The organism is Streptomyces sp. NPDC102278 (assembly GCF_044766345.1).
Taxonomy (GTDB): domain Bacteria; phylum Actinomycetota; class Actinomycetes; order Streptomycetales; family Streptomycetaceae; genus Streptomyces.
This window is the reverse complement of record NZ_JBIWLV010000004.1, coordinates 388587-404997: the sequence shown is the minus strand read 5'-3', so window position 1 is coordinate 404997 and position 16411 is coordinate 388587. Positions and strand designations below refer to the sequence as shown.

Annotated in this window: 13 protein-coding genes; 2 read left to right on the top strand and 11 right to left on the bottom strand. The window is 71.3% G+C overall.

Translation table 11 applies throughout. The annotated features are described in order from the left end of the window. Positions 1-93: 93 nt before the first annotated feature. Entirely contained in the window at positions 94-1485 is a 1392-nt protein-coding gene (locus tag ACIRO3_RS14050; protein ID WP_404136048.1) for a DUF1996 domain-containing protein, read from the bottom strand. Positions 1486-1494: 9 nt separating this feature from the next. Continuing rightward, positions 1495-2196 (bottom strand): DUF4142 domain-containing protein, encoded by a 702-nt coding sequence (locus tag ACIRO3_RS14045; protein ID WP_404136045.1) that lies wholly within the window; start codon positions 2194-2196, stop codon positions 1495-1497. 394 nt (positions 2197-2590) lie between these two features. Between ACIRO3_RS14045 and ACIRO3_RS14040 the strand changes: the two genes are divergently transcribed. Further along, a complete protein-coding gene (locus tag ACIRO3_RS14040; protein ID WP_404136332.1) occupies positions 2591-4147 on the top strand; it encodes an alpha/beta hydrolase in 1557 nt (518 codons plus the stop codon). Between the two features lie 89 nt (positions 4148-4236). Here the strand turns inward: ACIRO3_RS14040 and ACIRO3_RS14035 are convergent, their stop codons facing one another. The 9 genes from ACIRO3_RS14035 to ACIRO3_RS13995 form a co-directional block, all read right to left on the bottom strand. Then, complete coding sequence (locus ACIRO3_RS14035; protein WP_404136042.1) at positions 4237-4689, bottom strand: SRPBCC family protein; 453 nt, start codon at positions 4687-4689, stop codon at positions 4237-4239. A 79-nt stretch (positions 4690-4768) separates the two neighbouring features. Next, the gene (locus tag ACIRO3_RS14030; RefSeq protein WP_404136039.1) at positions 4769-6133 is read right to left on the bottom strand and encodes an MFS transporter; all 1365 of its coding nucleotides are present in this window, start codon (positions 6131-6133) and stop codon (positions 4769-4771) included. Continuing rightward, the gene (locus ACIRO3_RS14025; RefSeq protein WP_361773147.1) at positions 6130-6543 is read right to left on the bottom strand and encodes a PaaI family thioesterase; all 414 of its coding nucleotides are present in this window, start codon (positions 6541-6543) and stop codon (positions 6130-6132) included. The genes ACIRO3_RS14030 and ACIRO3_RS14025 overlap by 4 nt, the downstream gene beginning before the upstream one ends. 80 nt (positions 6544-6623) lie before the next feature. After that, the gene (locus tag ACIRO3_RS14020; protein WP_404136036.1) at positions 6624-8657 is read right to left on the bottom strand and encodes an FAD-dependent oxidoreductase; all 2034 of its coding nucleotides are present in this window, start codon (positions 8655-8657) and stop codon (positions 6624-6626) included. Positions 8658-8881: 224 nt separating this feature from the next. Further along, complete coding sequence (locus ACIRO3_RS14015; RefSeq protein ID WP_404136033.1) at positions 8882-11905, bottom strand: alpha-mannosidase; 3024 nt, start codon at positions 11903-11905, stop codon at positions 8882-8884. Positions 11906-11953: 48 nt separating this feature from the next. Then, positions 11954-12829 (bottom strand): carbohydrate ABC transporter permease, encoded by an 876-nt coding sequence (locus ACIRO3_RS14010; protein WP_404136030.1) that lies wholly within the window; start codon positions 12827-12829, stop codon positions 11954-11956. Beyond that, entirely contained in the window at positions 12826-13647 is an 822-nt protein-coding gene (locus ACIRO3_RS14005) for a sugar ABC transporter permease (protein ID WP_361773279.1), read from the bottom strand. The genes ACIRO3_RS14010 and ACIRO3_RS14005 overlap by 4 nt, the downstream gene beginning before the upstream one ends. 80 nt (positions 13648-13727) lie before the next feature. Then, entirely contained in the window at positions 13728-15062 is a 1335-nt protein-coding gene (locus ACIRO3_RS14000) for an ABC transporter substrate-binding protein (RefSeq protein ID WP_404136026.1), read from the bottom strand. 347 nt (positions 15063-15409) lie between these two features. Further along, positions 15410-15769: a hypothetical protein gene (locus ACIRO3_RS13995; protein ID WP_361773132.1), complete on the bottom strand. Its 360-nt coding sequence runs from the start codon at positions 15767-15769 to the stop codon at positions 15410-15412. Positions 15770-15957: 188 nt separating this feature from the next. On the opposite strand from ACIRO3_RS13995, the gene ACIRO3_RS13990 reads away from it, so the two are divergent. Beyond that, positions 15958-16407, top strand: a complete 450-nt coding sequence (locus ACIRO3_RS13990; RefSeq protein WP_404136022.1) for a universal stress protein — start codon at positions 15958-15960, stop codon at positions 16405-16407. Positions 16408-16411 lie beyond the last annotated feature (4 nt).

The window sequence follows — 16411 nt, the reverse complement described above, 5'->3', positions numbered from 1 at the left end:
AAAAGGGCGGTGCCGGTCCGAAGTCGCTTCGGACCGGCACCGCTCTCGGGGCGACGCGGGGGAGGGTGGGAGGAGGGCGACGCCCCGAGAGTCTCAGCGGCAGGCGCGCCCACCGTTGATGCACTGCACGGCCTTGTTCATCAGGTTGTTGTTCATGACGTTGATGAAGTCGCCGTGGTCGGTGACCGGCTTGTGCAGCTGTTCGGGGAAGCTGTCCACCGCGAACTTCGCGCCGGGCGCGACTCCGTACACGATGCGCTGGACGAGTTGCGGGATGGCCTTGAAGCCGGCCGGGCAGGAGCCGTTGGCGGCGGCGAAGGCCACGTGGGTGCGGTGGTTGGCGCTGTCGGTGTTCTTGCCGTCCCAGCAGCTCTGGAACTTGAAGGTGCGCACCACGTCGCTGCCCTTGGGGCAGATCGGGTACTTGTCCTTCAGTTGGCGGTTCTCGAAGCCGGTGCAGCTCCACGACGCGTTCGCGTTGGCGTTGCCGTTGGTGAAGGCCTTGGCGTCACCGGTGATGATGCGCAGGAATCGGGGCATGGCGGTGACCCGGCTGACGGGGCTGCCCTTGAAGTCGATGGTCACCTGCTTCGGCTGGAGGATGGTGCCCACGTTGGCGTCCTGACCGCCGCCGGGGGCGTTGGCGTCCTTCTCGGCGCGACCGTCGCGAAGGCGCAGGACCGGCCAGTAGTAGGTGGACTGGTCGCCGTTGGTGCACGTGGTTCCGGAGGCGGCCAGGCTGTTGTTGGTGGAGAAGGCGTCCGTGGTCCTGTTGCCGACGTAGTCGTGCATGTGGTGTGCGCCGTTGCTCACGCCGGGGGCGACGATGACGTTGTCGGGGTTGAAGTGCTTCTCCTGGTTGCGTCCGCACTGCACGGACAGCTTGCCCTGGGAAGCGCCGGCCTTGGCACCGGGGTTGGCCACGTTCGGCCTCACCGTGTTGATGGCGACGAAGTCGCTGCGTGCCGGTCCGCCGCCGTTCTTGCCCTTGGCGGCCTGGTTCTGCGGGGCGGCCTGGGCGTCGACCTGGGCTCCGGGCGCGTCCGGGATGTCGGCGGCCGCGGCCTGCTTCATCTCGCATCCGCCGAGGGCCTGCAACTGCCCGGCGTCGCCGCCCGACTTGTCGATCGCCTGCGACATGTCGGAGATGGTCTTGTCGCGCTTCTGCTTCAGCTCGCCGAGCAGGGCGCCGCCCTTGGCCTTCCCGGTGGCGAGGCGCTGGTAGGAGTCGGCGATCTGCGTGTCCAACTGCGCCAATTTGGCATCGACTTCGGGCTTGGCCTGGTCGGGCACCGCGCGAAGTTTGTCGCCCACGTCGGGACAGTCGATGGTGGCCGTCACCGGCGCCGTCCGCGCGGAGTCCTGCCCGGCGGATGCCCCCTGCGCGACGATCACGACCCCGCCGCCGCCCAGGACCAGGGCGGACACGATGGCGAGGGCCTTGTGCGTCGGCCGCAAGCGGCGTTTGTGGCCCTTTTGACTCATGCGATCACTTCACTTCGTCGGGGGTCGGGAAACAGTGGAGGGGGTGGGAGTGGCGTCCGCCAGGCCGTCGAAGTCGACCAGCCCGGTGGCTTCGAGGACCGAAATGTGGTCCAGGACAGTGGTGTTGGCGTCATTGGCCAACTCGCGGACCATGGAGTTGCGGGTCTGGGCCCGGATCTGGGCCACCAGCGCGAACACCTTGCCGTGTGCCCGGCGCAGCAGTTGGACGAAGATGCGTTCGTACTCGTCGCCCTGGGCCGCGGTCATCTGGTTGAGCCAGGCCTGCTGCTGATCGCTCGGCCGGTCAGGCAGTTGGACGCCCAGGGCGCCCCCCACCTCGATGACGCGGCGGTCGAGCTCGGTGTGGCCTTCGATGAGGTGTTCCCCCGCGGTCCGCACCGTGGGGCGCGCACCGCGTTCCTGCGCCTGACGCCCGGCGGGAAGCTCCCAGAGTCCGGCGAGGCGCACCTTGCGGACGAAGTCGCGGTCCTGGGGGGTCAGCGGACCGAAGGCGGTGCTCAGCACCCCGGCGCCGTCGTCGTCGCCCGCCGGGGCCGAAGCGGCCGCGGAGGCTCTGCCACCGAAGCTCTGCACGGGAATCAGCAGCGCGATCAACGTGAAGGCGAGGGCGCCGATGACCATGCCCGTTCCCATCACGTGTCTCGACGCGACCGACATGCTGCCGATGGACGACCGGCGGATAGACGGCACTGTGCCTCCTTGCTGCGTGGACCGGGAGGGACTCAGGGCCGGAGGGGCCGACGGCGGCGTCTGACGCGCCGCCCAGGACCACAACCGTCCGAACTCCCGGGTGGCTAGGGACGCTAGCGCCAGTTGTGGTGCCCTTTTTGAAGGACCATCACGAATGGACAAACATCCGGGCAACGCCTCGAAAGGCTGGTACCGTTCGGGCGCCCGGACCACAGGCGGCTGCCTCCACGCCCCTGCCCGGCCCAACGCCGCACAGCTTTCGGCCAGTTGTCCGGTTATCCAGTCATTCGCGAGGAGCATGGAAGCCGCCCTTCGGGATGATTCGCCCGCAGGGCGGTGTGCCACATGGTGAGCGGGAAGCGTCCCTCACCGAAAGGAACGGCACTTCGTGCACATGAAGCGATTCGCACCCCTGCTCGCCGCCGGTCTCCTCGCCTCCGGCGTCCCGCTGCTGTCCGCGACCGGGGCGTCCGCCGCGCCCGCGGACCACGACGTGGTCCGCGGTCCGGCCTGGCACCGGTGCAGCCCGGACCGGCCGGCCGCCTACGAATGCGCGACCCTCGCGGTCCCGCTCGACTACCAACGCCCCCGCGAGCGCACGATCGACCTCGCGATATCCCGCGTCAAGAGCGAGAACCCGGCCAAGCGGCACGGGGTCATGCTCCTCAATCCCGGTGGGCCGGGCGGCAGCGGTCTCGACCTGCCGTTGATGATGAAGGAGTCGATGCCCAAGGAGGTCGCCGAGAAGTACGACCTCATCGGCTTCGATCCGCGCGGTGTCGGCGCGAGCAGCCCCATCACCTGTGGCCTGACGGACGCCGAGCAGGCCATCGACCGGCCGTACCGGCCGGCGACCTTCCCCTCCGACGTGGCGTGGGCGCGCACCGTGGCGGACAAGTGCCGGCAGCAGGCCGGGGCGGTCCTCCCCCACATCAGCACCCGCAACACCGCCCGCGACATGGACGCGATCCGCGCCGCCCTCGGCGAGCGCGAGATCTCCTACGTGGGCTACTCCTACGGCACGTACCTGGGCGCCGTGTACACGCAGATGTTCCCTCAGCGGACGGACCGCTTCGTCCTGGACAGTGGCGTCGACCCGCAGCGGATCTGGCGGGGGATGATCCAGGTCTGGGCGACCGAGGCCGAGCCGGCGTTCAAGCGGTGGACCGGGTGGACCGCCGAGCGTGCGGGCGAGTTCCGGCTCGGGGACACCCCGGAGGCGGTGTCCGACACGTTCTGGGCACTGGTGGCGCGGGCCGACGCGGACCCGATCGTCCTCGACGGGCAGAAGATCACGGGGGACGACATCCGCGCCGCGCGCGGGCTGTTCTTCTACCCGGCGCAGGCCGCTCCGCTCGTCCGGGACCTCAAGGACGCGGCCGAGGGCCGGCCGCCGGCTTCCGGCGCCGCGCAGCGGTGGCGGTCCGGGCGCGCCGGCGCCGAGGAACCCGCGTCGGACAACGGCAGCGCGGTCTTCTGGTCGGTGGTGTGCGCGGACACGGACAACTGGCCGCGCGACCCCGAGCGGTACCGTCGGGACGCCGCCAGGGACAAGGTCGCGTACCCGCTGTACGGGGACATGGCGTCCAACATCAAGCCGTGCGCGTTCTGGCAGCGGCCGTTGGAGCCGGCCACCCCGATGCGGACCCGCGCGAACGTGCTGACCGTGCAGAACGAGTGGGACTCACAGACTCCCCTCGTCAGCGGCCAGGGCCTGCACCGCGCGCTGAAGGGCTCCCGGATGGTGTTGGTGGAGGGCGGCGAGGGGCACGGCGTGTACCTCGCCGACCCGACCTCCTGCGCGAACGCGCCGGTCAACGCCTACCTCGCCACGGGTCGGCTGCCCGCCAGGGACGTGACGTGCCGGACCGCGCCGGGCGCCGGCGACCGCCGCGAGGCTTCGGAGCGGCGCGGCCCGTTGCCGTTCCCGATCGGACCGCAGCGGTTCTGACGCGCTGCCCTGACCGTGGTGGGGCGCGGCCCCGAGCGTGAGGGGCGGGCCGGGACCGTGGGGCGGGCCGCCGCGCCGGCCCGTATCCGTCAGCGGGGGGAGGACGCCTCCACGGCCGCCTTGATGCGGCGGCCGAAGTCGGGGGCGTCCTTGCGGGCCGCGCCGAGGGCGAGCCCGACGAGGAGTTTGCCGACGCCGTGTCCTTCGAGGGTGTTGAAGATCCGTACCCGGGTGCGGCCGCCGGGCAGGGGTTCGACGTCGTAACCGCCGTTGGCGGTGACCAGGTTCCGGCTCAGCTCGGTCCAGCGGATCGAACGGGGCGGATCGAAGCCGTCGATGCGGAACTCGCGCCCCGTCTTCATGCCCGCGTCCTTGACGGTGCTGCGAAAGACCGTGCCGACGGCCGTCGGACCCTCGGGACCGCGGGTGATCTCCTGGACGCGCGGACTGAACCGGGGGTCGTTGCGGCCGTCCGCCAGGTAGGCGAAGACCACCTCGACGGGGCGGTCGATCTCGACGCTCGCCTCGAACTCTCCGGACATGCGCACTCCTCGGTGGGTGATCTCCGGGACATGATCGCAGCCGGGCTCGTCCCGCGCGCGCCGACACCGGGCGGGGGGCTCAGCGGCGCCGGCCCGGTCGCGTGCGTCGCGGCAGGCCCCCGGCCCGCCCGCGCCCGGGTGATCCGGTGACGGGCTCCTTCGGCCGACCGGTCCGTCCGGCGCGCAGCGGCGTGAACAGTCCGGCGCAGACCAGCAGGAGGCAGAAGGCACCGGTGGCCAGGCTGATCGCCGGGACCCCGTGCGTCTGGGCCAGTCGGGTGAGGACGGCAGCCCCCACCGGGCCCGAGGCGTTGTGCACGGTCCAGAACACGGAGGTGACCCGGCCCAGCAGCGGGTCCGGTGTCACTTCTTGACGCAGGGTCATGGAGCAGACCCCGGCCACGGTGAGCCCGAACATGAACACGGCGGCCAGGGCGGCGATGGTCGGCACGTCGCGGCACACGCCGATGCCCGCGACGGCGAGCCCGACCAGTGCGACGGACCCCAGCCAGCAGGCGCCGAAGCCGAGGAGGCGGCGCAGCCTCCCGGCGCAGAGGGCGCCGACGAGCGTGCCGAGACCGCTGACCGCGACGACGTAGCCAAGGGTGGCGGCGCTCTGGTCGAGGTCGCGCCGGACCCGGAAGATCAGCAGGTCGGTGGCGCCGAGGGTGACGAAGGTCAGCAGGGTGAGGAGCACCGTCAGCGGGCGCAGCAGTTCGTGGGACCACAGGAAGCGGAAGCCGACGAGGAACATCTCGCGCGCCTTCCGGGCCCCGCCGCCGGGCAAGCGCTCCTCCCCCGCGCCGTCCGGGGCGGGGCGCGGGGGGAGCCGTACCCACCGCAGGCTCGCGGCGGACACCAGGAAGGTGGCGCCGTCCAGCCCCAGGGCCCAGTCCGGGCCCACCCAGGTGGCGATGGCTCCGGCGGCCACCGGCCCGACCAGGGTGCCCACGGCGAAGGTGCTCATCAGCCGGCCGTTTGCGGCGCTGAGGTCCTCGGCGGGGACCAGGTGGGGAACGGCCGTCACGTACGCCACGTCGAACAGCGTCCGCAACACGCCGACCACGGCGGTCAGCAGGAACAGCAGCCAGATCCGGGGGCCGGCGAGCCACAGGAACGGCACCGCGCCCAGCAGCAGGGCGCGCGACAGATCGCAGACGATCATCAGCCGGCGGCGGTCCACCCGGTCGACCACGTGTCCCGCGAACAGTCCCGTACCGACCGCGGAGACCGCCGCGACGGCGGTGATCAGGCCCATCCGGGCGAGGGATCCGGTGGCGTCGAGCACCAGCAGGGGCAGCGCGAAGAGCGAGACGGACCCGCCGATCACGGACAGCGCCTGGCCGAGCCAGAAGACGTTGAAGTCCTTGTTGCGGGAGAGAGGGGAGAGGTGGGAGAGGCGGCGGTGCTTCGGCAGCCGTGTGGGCCCGGGAGCCCCGCTCACCCGAGCAGCGCGTACACGGTGGAGGCCTTGGCGGCCGGCTCCGCGGAGCCGTCGGGCGTCATGGTGATGTCCGCGAAGGCCATCCGCTTGCCGAGCTTGGTGATCCGTACGTCGATCAGTACATCGGCCCCGACCACGGGGCGTTGGAAGCTGGTCGACTGCTGGACGGTGGTCATGGGGCCGTACGCGCCGCGCGCGGCGGAGATCGCGATGACGGTGGCCGTGTCGGCCGCGGCCATCAGGGCCTGCCCGCTGAGCCCGCCACCGTCCCGGGCCAGGTCCTCGGACCACGGCAGCCGCAGGACGGCGTGCCGCTCGCCGGTCTCCCGGACGGTGAGGCCGAGGGCGAGCACCCAGGGTGCGAAGTGGTCGGCGAGGATCTTGTCGGCGTCTGCGGGTGTCAGCGTCACCCGAGGAATTGTGACGGCCCGGCCGGGCCGCCACAACACCTTTGCCCCGAGCGGGGTCCCGCGTCGTCGCAGGGTCGTCCTCAGAGGCTCGCGGCCAACTCCGTGCCCTGGCGGATGGCCCGCTTGGCGTCGAGTTCGGCGGCCACGTCGGCGCCGCCGATCAGGTGCGCGTCGACCCCGGCGGCGCGCAGCGCCTCGTAGAGGTCGCGGCGCGGTTCCTGTCCGGTGCACAGGACGACCGTGTCGGCGGGGACCAGGCGCTGTTCGCCCTCGACGGTGACGTGCAGGCCCTCGTCGTCGATGCGGTCGTACGTGGCGCCGGCCACCGAGACGACGCCGCGGTGCTTGAGTTCGGCGCGGTGGATCCAGCCGGTGGTGGTGCCGAGGTTCGCGCCGACCTTGGTGGCCTTGCGCTGGAGGAGGTGGACGCGGCGCGGGGACGCGGGGCGTTCGGCGGCGGTGAGACCGCCCGGGCCGGTGTAGGCCGTGTCGACGCCCCAGTGACGGAAGTAGACCTCGGGGTCCTGGGAGGCGCCCTCGCCGCTGTCGGTGAGGAACTCCGCGACGTCGAAGCCGATGCCGCCGGCGCCGACGACGGCCACCCGCTCGCCGACGGGGGCGCCGTCGCGCAGGACGTCGAGGTAGTTCACGACGTTCGGGTGGTCCACGCCCTCGATGGCGGGCGTTCGGGGGGTCACGCCGGTGGCGACGACCACCTCGTCGTAGCCCTGGAGGGTGTCCACGTCGGCGCGGGTGTTGAGGCGGACGTCGATCTCGCGGGCGGCGAGCTGCGTGGCGAAGTAGCGGATGGTCTCCTCGAACTCCTCCTTGCCGGGGATGCGGCGGGCGACGTCGAGCTGACCGCCGATGTGCCCGGAGGCCTCGTAGAGGGTGACGGCGTGGCCGCGTTCGGCGGCCGAGACGGCGCAGGCCAGACCGGCCGGGCCGGCGCCGACGATGGCGACGCTCTTCTTCAACTGGGTGGGTGACAGCACGAGTTCGGTCTCGTGGCAGGCGCGCGGGTTGACCAGGCAGCTGGTTATCTTGCCGCTGAAGGTGTGGTCGAGGCACGCCTGGTTGCAGCCGATGCAGGTGTTGATGGTCTCGGGGGCTCCGGCGCGGGCCTTGTTCACGAACTCGGCGTCCGCCAGGAAGGGGCGGGCCAGCGACACCAGGTCGGCGCGTCCGTCCGCCAGCAACTCCTCGGCGATCTCCGGAGTGTTGATGCGGTTGCTGGTGACGAGCGGGACGGAGACCGCTCCCATCAGCCGCTTGGTGACCCAGGTGTAGGCGCCGCGCGGGACGGAGGTCGCGATGGTGGGGATGCGGGCCTCGTGCCAGCCGATGCCGGTGTTGATGATGGTGGCGCCGGCCGCCTCGATCTCCTTGGCGAGGTGGACGACCTCGTCGAGGGTGGAGCCGCCGGGGATGAGGTCCAGCATGGAGAGCCGGTAGATGAGGATGAAGTCCTCGCCGACGGCCGCGCGGGTGCGGCGGACGATCTCCAGCGGGAAGCGCACCCGGTTCTCGTACGCGCCGCCCCAGCGGTCGGTGCGCCTGTTGGTGGCGGCGGCGATGAACTCGTTGACCAGGTAGCCCTCGGAGCCCATGATCTCGACGCCGTCGTACCCGGCGAGCTTGGCGAGCCGGGCGGCGCGGACAAAGTCCTCGATGGTCCGCTCGACCTCGATGTCCGTCAGCTCGTTGGGGACGAAGGGGCTGATGGGGGCCTGGAGCGGGCTGGGGGCCACCAGGTCCTTGTGGTAGGCGTAGCGGCCGAAGTGGAGGATCTGCATCGCGATCTTCCCGCCCTCGGCGTGCACGGCCTCGGTGATCACCCGGTGCTCGGTGGCCTCCTCCTCGGTGGTGAGGCGGGAGCCTCCCTCGAAGGGGCGACCGGCGTCGTTGGGGGCGATGCCGCCCGTGACGATCAGGCCGGCGCCGCCGCGGGCGCGCTCGGCGTAGAAGGCGGCGAGGCGCTCGAAGCCGCCCGCGTGCTCTTCGAGGCCGGTGTGCATCGAGCCCATGATCACGCGGTTCGGCAGGGTGGTGAAGCCGAGGTCCAGGGGGTTGAGCAGGTGCGGGTACCGGCTCTGGGAACTCTGCGGACTCATCGGGGTGTGCCTCCTCGCGCGGGGGTGATGAACCTGTTCTAGCGAGGCGCGAAGGCTTTTGCAACTAGGTGCATAACCGATATCGGGACGGTTCCGGCGTGTCGGCCCGGGAATACCCGGGCCGGACGGCCGGGATGACCGCGAGCTGTGGCGCAGCTCACGGAGCCGCGGCCCGGCCCGGGGGCGGTCGCCCGGGGTGCTCGCACCGGGCCGGGAGCGGCGCGTCAGGTCCGACGCAGGCGGACGGTGAGGATCTGGAAGGGGCGCAGGGTCAGCCGCACCGTGCCGTCCGCCGCCGGGGCGCCGACGGCGCTGCCCGGCAGGGGCCGCTCCAGCAGGTCGCTCTCGACGGCCGCCGAGATCGGGAAGCCCGCCGTCAGCCTGGCGCTCGCCCGGCCGCCCCGGGACTCGTAGAGACGGACGACCACGTCCCCGCCGCGGTCCTCGGCGAGCTTGACCGCCTCGACGACCACCGCGTCCTCGTCCACGGCCACCAGCGGGGCGACCGGTCCGGCGCCGGTGACGACCCGTTCCGGCAGGTTCAACGCGTGCCCCTCCCGTACGGCGTCCCCGACGCTCGCGCCGGGAGCCAGTGAGTGGCGCAGGGTGTGGTTGCCCTGGTCGGTCTCCGGGTCGGGGTAGCGCGGCGCCCGCAGCAGGGACAGCCGGACCGTGGTGGTCTGGCCGCCGTCGGGCCGCACGTCCCGGGTCACGTCGTGCCCGTACGTGGACTCGTTGAGCAGCGCGACCCCCCACCCGGGCTCCTCCACGTGGATCCACCGGTGGGCGCAGATCTCGAACTTGGCCGCCTCCCAGGAGGTGTTGGTGTGCGTGGGTCGGTGAACGTGCCCGAACTGGGTCTCCGAGGCCGAGCGTTCGGCCTTCACGTCGAGCGGGAAGGCGGCCTTGAGGAACTTCTCCGTCTCGCGCCAGTCCACCTCGGTGACCATGTCCACCGTCCTGGCCCCGGACCGCAGGGTGATCGACTGCCCGGCCCGGGAGGAACCGAAGGAGCGGGTGACCCGCACCGTCGCCGCCTGCGGCCCGCTCTCCGTGACCTCCAGGGCGTCCCACTCCACCAGGTCGGTGACCCGGTGGCGGTAGAACGCCTCGATGTCCCAGGCGTCCCACATGTTGGGGAAGTCGGGGTGGATCTGGAGCAGGTTGGCGGCGCCGCCCGGCGCGAGGGACTCCCGGTCCGCCTCCAGGTCGTACGCCGACACGATCAGCCCCCGGCCGTCGATCTCCACGCGCAGCCGCCCGTTGTCGAGGACGTGCCCGCCGCCGGGCCGCTCCCGTACCGCGACCTGCCGGCCCGCCGGGGCGGGCAGGTCCGCGCCGCCCGCCGGGACGCCGCGTCGGGTGTGCGGGGCACAGTTGAAGACCAGGCGTCGGGTGCCCTCCCCCGCCAGCGCGAGCTGCGCGGTCCGGGTGATCGCCGTCAGCTCCTCACGCACCCTCGCGTAGGTCTCGCGCGCCTCGCGGTGCACCCAGGCGATGGACGATCCGGGGAGGATGTCGTGAAACTGGTGCAGCAGCACGGTCTTCCAGATCCGCTCCAGGTCCTCGTACGGGTAGGCGTGCCCCGGCACCCGCACCGCCGCGGTCGCGGCCCACAACTCGGCCTCGCGCAGGAGGGATTCGCTGTGCCGGTTGCCCTGTTTGGTCTTGGCCTGTGAGGTGTAGGTGCCGCGGTGCAGCTCCAGGTACAGCTCGCCGGCCCAGACGGGGGCGTCCTCGTACTCGGCGTGGGCCTTCTCGAAGAAGGCGTCGGGCCGCTCGATCTCGACGCGCGGTGATCCCTCCAGGTTCCGTTGTCGCCGGGCGCGGGCCAGGTGTTCGCGGGTGGGTCCCCCGCCGCCGTCGCCCCAGCCGAAGGGGACGAGCGAGCGTGAACCCCGCCCCTTTTCACGGTAGTTCCGCGCGGCGTGGGCGAGCTGGGCGCCGCCGAGGTCGCTGTTGTAGGTGTCCACGGGCGGGAAGTGGGTGAAGACGCGGCTGCCGTCGATGCCCTCCCACCAGAAGGTGTGGTGCGGGAACGCGTTGATCTGGGACCAGCAGATCTTCTGGGTGAGGAACCAGCGGGCGCCGGACAGTTTGACGATCTGGGGCATGGCCGCGGTGTAGCCGAAGGAGTCGGGCAGCCAGACGTTGTGGGTCTCGATGCCGAACTCGTCGAGGAAGAACTTCTTGCCGTAGAGGAACTGGCGGGCCATGGCCTCGCCACCGACCATGTTGGTGTCGGACTCCACCCACATGCCGCCCACCGGCACGAACTGCCCGTCCGCGATCTTCTTCTTGATCCGCTCGAAGAGTTCGGGCCGGTGGGTCTTGATCCAGTCGAACTGCTGGGCCTGGGACATGGCGAAGACGAACTCGGGGTGCTCGTCCATCAGGTTGACCATGTTCGAGGTGGTCCGGGACACCTTCCGGACCGTCTCGCGCAGCGGCCACAGCCAGGCCGAGTCGATGTGGGCGTGGCCGACCGCGCTGATCCGGTGGGCGCCGGCGTGGGCGGGGGAGGCGAGGACGGCGGTGAGCCGTGCGCGGGCCTCGCCGGCCGTGCCGGGGACGTCGCCGAGGTCCACCGCGTCCAGCGCCGCGTCGACGGCGCGCAGGATCTCGTACCGCCTGGCGTCGTCCGCGGCGAGCTGTGTCATCAGGTCGTGGAGGACTTCGAGGTCCTGGACCAGTTCCCAGACCTCGGTCTCGAAGACGACCAGGTCCATCCGGGCGAGCCGGTAGAGGGGTTGGTCGCCGCTGGTCAGTCGGTCGCCCTCCCGGGTGGCGCGGTGATCGACGAGTACGGGGTTGGCGGCGGCCTCGACGTACCACTCGATCCGCTCGCCGCCCTCGGCGAGGTCGGCGACGCGGACCCAGTCGTTGTAGGGGTTGAGTGCCTTGATCTCGGTCCCGTCGGCGCGGTGGACCAGGCCCTCGCACTGGAAGCCGGGCATCATCCGGTCGAAGCCGAGGTCGAGGACGGCTTCCACGACCTGGCCCGCCAGGTCGGCCGGGACGGCGCCGGTGACCTTGAACCAGGTGGTGCCCCAGGCCGGCCCCCACGCTTCACCGACGGCGCAGGGCGCGTACGGCGCGGCGAGGCCCTCGGCCACGGGGACCGGCTCGCCCGGGGCGTCCCAGCGCTCGACGGTCAGCGGGACCGGGCGGGAGCGTACGGCGGGTTTGATCCGCTCGGCGAGGACCCGGCGGAGGCGGTGTTCGGTGACGCTGCGGTCGTCGTGCATGACGGCTGCTCCAGGAGGCAGAGGTCGTGTGGTGGGTGGGTGCGGCGCTCAGGCCTTGAGGGCTCCGTCCCCCACGCCCTTGAAGAAGAAGCGCTGGAGGGCCAGGAAGAGGAGCAGCATGGGGAGGAGCGCCGCCATCGCGCCGGCGGCGATGAGCCGCTGGTCGTTGACGGTGGTGGCGCCGGCCAGGGTCTTGAGGCCGAGTTGGAGGGTGTAGTGGTCGCTGTCGGTGAGCACGAGCAGGGGCCACAGGAAGTCGTCCCAGGCGCCCATGAAGCTGGTGATGCAGACGACCGCCAGGGCTCCCTTGGCGGTGGGCAGGAACACCCGGGTGAAGCGGGCCCACTCGTCTGCTCCGTCCAGTACCGCCGCTTCCTCCACCTCCCGGGGCACGGCGAGGAAGGCCGCCCGCATGACCATGATGTTGAGGACGGAGACGGCGCCGGGCAGCCACACGCCGATGAGCGTGTCGACCAGACCCATGTCGCGGACCGTCAGGAACATCGAGATCATCACGGATTCGAAGGGGAACATCAGGGTCGCCACGAGCACGGTGAAGACGGTCTTGCGGCCCTTCCAGCCGGCGCGGGAGAGCGCGTAGCCGCCCATCGCGGCGAAGACGGTGTTCGAGGTGACCGCGAGGACCGCCACGACGAGGGTGTTGCCGACGTACTGGAGCAGGGGAAACGATTCAGCGACCCGGAGGTAGTTGTCCAGGGTGGGTTGTGCGGGCAGCACCCCGTCGTACACGTTCTCGGTGCGGCCGCGGATCGAGGTCAGGAACTGCCAGACGATCGGCCCGAGCATGACCACGAGCACGCCGATCAGCGTCGCGTACCGGCCGGCCACGCCGAGCAGTCGGCGCCCGCGACCGTCCCGGGTCCTGCGGGACGGCACCGCGCCGAGGGGGCCCCGTGTGCTCAACTCTCGTCCCCCTTCGAGAGGCGGCGGCCCAGCAGGCTGAACACCAGCGTCAGCAGGAACAGCAGGATGGAGATGGCCGAGGCGTAACCGGTCTCGCCCGAGAAGCCGAGGCCGACCTGCCGGATGAGGAACGGCAGGGTACGGGCGCCGCCGCCGGGTCCGCCGCTCTCGCCGCCGAGGATGTAGATCTCGGTGAAGACGCGCAGGGCGGAGATCGCGGAGAGGGTGCCGACCAGCAGCATCATCGGTTTCACCTGCGGGACGGTGATGCTGAAGAAGCGCCGGACGGTGCCCGCGCCGTCGAGGGCGGCCGCCTCGTGCAGGGCGGTGGGGACGTTCCCGAGCGCCGCCAGGTAGAAGACCATGTAGTAGCCGAGGCCCTTCCACACGGTCACGATCATCGCCGAGACCAGCAGCATGGTGCTGTCGGTGAGGAACGGGATCGGCTCCGAGACGATGCTCAGCTTCCGGAAGACCGTGTTGACGAGCCCGTCGCTGCGCAGCACCCACTGCCAGATCAGGCCGACGACGACGGCCGAGGCGATCACCGGGGTGTAGAAGGCGGACCGGAAGAAGCCGATGCCGGGAACCCTGGTCTGGACGAGGACGGCGAGGGCCAGCGGCAGGAAGACCAGGCACGGCACGACGACGAGCAGGTACACCACGCTGTTGCCGGTCGCGACCCAGAAGTCGGGGTCGGCCAGGGCGCGCCGGTAGTTGTCGAGGCCGACGAACCCGCCTCCGCGCAGGATCCGGGCGTCGGTGAAGGAGAGGAGGACGGTGTTGACGAACGGCCAGAGGCTGAACAGCGTCACCATGGCCAGTCCGGGGGCCAGGAAGAGGTAGGGGGTCCACCACGTGCGGTGGAGGAGTCCCGTCTCGACCTCGGCGCGGCCCTTCACCGGTTCGCCGCGTCCGCGAGCAGCTTGTTCGCCTCGTCCTGTGCCTTCCTCACCGCCGCCCCGGGGTCCAGCTCGCCCTGGATGGCCCTGTGCATCTCGCGGACCACCGCGTCTCCGACCTGGTTGGTCCACTGCACGGGGGTGTTGGCGTCGAGTTCCGCGGTCCTCAGTTGCTCGGCGCCGATCGCGCGGGCCACCGTCTCGGCGTCCTTGCCGTCCCCGCGGTCCGCGAAGTAGGGGTCGGTCAGACCGCGGGCGTTGGAGGGGTAGATGGTGGCCTTCTTGGCGAAGTCGACCTGGTTGGGGCCGTTGGTCACCCACCTGGCGAACTCGGCTGCGGCGTCCGGGTGTTCGGTGTCCTTCCGGATGCCGAGCGACTGCGCGTAGATGCCGATGTGGCCGAGCGTTCCGGTGACGGCGCCCGCGACGCGGGTGTGGGCGTAGACCTGCGGGGCGTTGCGCTTGATGTCCTTGACGAAGCCCGGGGAGCCCGGCCCGAAGACCAGCTTTCCGCTGCCGTACAACTGGTTGATGTCGTCCGCCTTGAGGAGGGACTCCTTGGGCATCGCGCCCTTGGCGTACAGGTCCTTCATCCGTTCGACCCACTCGACCGCCTTGTCGGTGTCGAAGGTGAACGCGCTCCCGCTCGCGTCGAGGATCGGGACGCCCATCTTCTGCCAGTCGCCGGGAAGTCGCCCCTTGGGATCGGCCATGAAGGCGGCGTACCGGCCGCCGGACCGGGCCGCTATCCGTTCGGCGCAGTCGAAGAACTGCTCGACGGTGGTGGGTGGCCGGGACGGGTCCAGGCCGGCCCGCTCGAAGAGTTCCTCGTTGTACGTGAGGATCTCGGGGGTCACGTACCAGGGGTAGGCGAACACGCCGTCGCCTCTGCCGGGGAGCTTGAACTGCTCCCAGGCCCCGGGCACGTACTCCTCGGCGACCTTTCCGTCGAGCGCGGCGACATCGGCGAGCATGCCCCGGTCGCCGAGGAGTTGGAAGGAGTCGGTGGAGAGATTGACCACGTCCGGGAGGGCTCCGGCCCGGGCGTCGGCGACGAGCTTCTCGTTGTAGCCGTCGCCCGGCACGTCCTCCCATCTCACCTTCACCTCGGGGTACTTGGCCTCGAAGGCGTCGATGACGCCTTGGACGTACGAGGTGAAGGCGGGCTTCAGCTGGAGGGTGCGGAAGGTGATCTCGCCCGCCACCCGGCCGGTCCTGCGTGCCTCCTTCACGTCCTGCGGTGCGGCGTTCATGCCGCACGCCGCGGTGGACAGGAGGGCCCCGGCCACGAGTGTGGCGATGGCCGTGCGGAGCGCGGGGGAACGGGTCATCGTCGCCGCCTTCGGGAGGGTTCCGGCCTCGCTGCCGGAGCGCGGCGCCCACGCTGACTCGAAGGGCGGGTCCCGTCAACGTGCCCGGGGCGCCGCCGGCCGGGTATCCCCGCCTGCCGCACCGCGCCGCCGGGCCCGCACGCAGACCCGGGGGCCCCGGTCAACACCGCATCCACCTGTACTGATGCGCTTTACCTCGGACGCCGCGAAGGATCACGGGCGGGGACACCGGCGGGCGTCGATGGCCGGGATGGTGCCGGGCCGCCGGCGGGAGCGGCCGGCCGGCGGGGCGGGGGGTGACGGGCCGGCGGGGCGGGGGGTCGGGCGGGGCGGGTGGCTGCGCCGCGCTACTTCATGCGGTACTCGACCTTCTCCGCGAGCTTCCCGTCCTTGAAGCAGAAGCGGAACACGTCGTTCCCGTCGGAGCCGTCCGCGGAGACGTACCAGGCGCAGACGCTGCCCGCCGGCTCGGCCGGGCCGCCCTCCTTGAGGGCTCCCTTGACGAAGGTCTCGCCCGAGGGCAGCTTGGCGCGGACCGCGTCCTCGGCGTCGCCGACGTTCACGGACCGGTAGACCTCGGGTTCCACGAAGGTCTTCCCGGCCACGTCCACGACCTTGCCGACGCCGAGGAAGAGCGCCACGAGGGCCCCGATGCCCAGGACGAGCACCACCCCGCAGCCGATCAGACAACCCTTGCGCTGTGCCACGCCCGTTCCTCCATGCCTCGTCGCACCGCGTCGATCGTGGTGACGATCGGACTGTCGCAGGGCGGCGGGGGCGGGGGCTGTCCTCCAAAGTCTTCGGCCGTCGCAACCATCGTCGTTCGAGGTCGCCACCCCCTGCCCGTGTATACAGGGAGGGAACGCGAATGCGGACGAACCGAGAGGAACCCACCGTGAGTGAGACCGCCGAGCCCCTGATCGTCGTCGGCGTGGACGGTTCGAGCCACTCCAAGGAAGCACTGCGCTGGGCCGTCGCCCAGGCCAAGGCCATCGGCGGCCGGGTGCACGCCGTGATGAGTTGGGACTGGAACACCAACCCCTTCGCGGTGGGCCCGACATCGCAGGAGGACCTGGTCGGCATCGAGGAATCGGCCCACCTCAAGCTCGCCGACACGGTCGCCGAGGCCGTGGGCACCTCGCCGGGCGTCCCGGTGTTCCGCCGCGTCCAGCAGGGCGCGCCGGCCAAGGTCTTGGTCGAGGCCTCGGGGGAGGCCGAGCTGACCGTGGTCGGCACGCGGGGTTACGGCGGCTTCAAGGGCGCCCTGATGGGCTCGGTGAGTCAGCAGGTGGTCCAGTACGCGCGGAGCACCGTGGTCGTGGTCCGGGACCTGAACGAGGACTGACGCG

Coding starts and splice junctions, on each gene's coding strand:
- ACIRO3_RS14040 (WP_404136332.1), top strand. CDS start 2,591: ATGAAGCGATTCGCACCCCTGCTCGCCGCCGGTCTCCTCGCCTCCGGC.
- ACIRO3_RS14020 (WP_404136036.1), bottom strand. CDS start 8,657: ATGAGTCCGCAGAGTTCCCAGAGCCGGTACCCGCACCTGCTCAACCCC.
- ACIRO3_RS14035 (WP_404136042.1), bottom strand. CDS start 4,689: ATGTCCGGAGAGTTCGAGGCGAGCGTCGAGATCGACCGCCCCGTCGAG.
- ACIRO3_RS14000 (WP_404136026.1), bottom strand. CDS start 15,062: ATGACCCGTTCCCCCGCGCTCCGCACGGCCATCGCCACACTCGTGGCC.
- ACIRO3_RS14015 (WP_404136033.1), bottom strand. CDS start 11,905: ATGCACGACGACCGCAGCGTCACCGAACACCGCCTCCGCCGGGTCCTC.
- ACIRO3_RS14005 (WP_361773279.1), bottom strand. CDS start 13,647: ATGGTGACGCTGTTCAGCCTCTGGCCGTTCGTCAACACCGTCCTCCTC.
- ACIRO3_RS14050 (WP_404136048.1), bottom strand. CDS start 1,485: ATGAGTCAAAAGGGCCACAAACGCCGCTTGCGGCCGACGCACAAGGCC.